The sequence below is a fragment of the Nonomuraea mesophila genome, assembly GCF_004352805.1.
In the GTDB taxonomy this organism is placed as follows: Bacteria; Actinomycetota; Actinomycetes; order Streptosporangiales; family Streptosporangiaceae; genus Nonomuraea; species Nonomuraea longispora.
Genome location: NZ_SMLD01000399.1, coordinates 1 through 794, shown reverse-complemented (window position 1 = coordinate 794; position 794 = coordinate 1). Strand labels below are relative to the sequence as shown.

The following is a 794-nucleotide window of genomic DNA, read 5'->3' as shown; positions in this document are numbered from 1 at the left end:
GATCGGATGCGTCCGGAGGTGCGCGTATGTGCGGCCGTGATCAGCGCGGTCCTCCCCCGGCCAGGATGGATCGCGGGGCCGCTCCCCTGGTTTCCGGCGGTCGCCGACGGGTGCCGGTACGTCGCAGAGCGTGATGTTAGTGGGCAAATGGGATTAATCGGGGCTGGTCAGCGGGGGTTTTTGCGGTGAAGTGTCAGCAGTGATGCGAGTTTCATGTCAGCATCGAAGGCATGTATGGGTCATATGGGACGGACTTTAATGTCCGAGACCGGTGGGTTCGCCCGTCCGGCTAGGTCCGGTCCCCCGTGCCCGTGCGTCGTGTCGTCTCCCTTGTCCTGAAGGAAGTACCGCGTTGCGTATCTTGCTGCTCTGCTCCGCGTTCAACGGCCTGACCCAGCGTGCCTGGCTGGCGTTGCGGAGGGAGGGTCATGAGGTGAGTGTCGAGCTGGCCGTCTCCGAGCAGGCGATGGTGGAGGCGGCGGAGCTGGCCAAGCCGGATGTGGTGATCTGCCCGTTCTTGAAGGAGCGGGTGCCGGCGGCGTTGTGGCAGGGGCACCGTACGGTGATCATTCATCCTGGGCCTCCTGGGGATCGTGGGCCGTCGTCGCTGGACTGGGCGATCGTGGATGCCGAGCCTGAGTGGGGGGTGACGGCGTTGCAGGCGGTGGAGGAGATGGACGCGGGTCCGATCTGGGGGTATCGGGTGTTCGCGATGCCGTCGGAGCCGCCGCGTAAGTCGGCGTTGTACAACGGGCCGGTGGCCGATGCGGCGGTCGAGCTGGTGGTGGAGGTGG

At 66.0% G+C, this 794-nt stretch carries 1 protein-coding gene; it reads left to right on the top strand.

The window, feature by feature from the left end; translation table 11 throughout:
- Window positions 1–352: 352 nt before the first annotated feature.
- The coding region (locus E1295_RS52155; RefSeq protein ID WP_281284820.1) for a formyltransferase family protein at window positions 353–794 on the top strand (442 nt) is incomplete at its 3' end.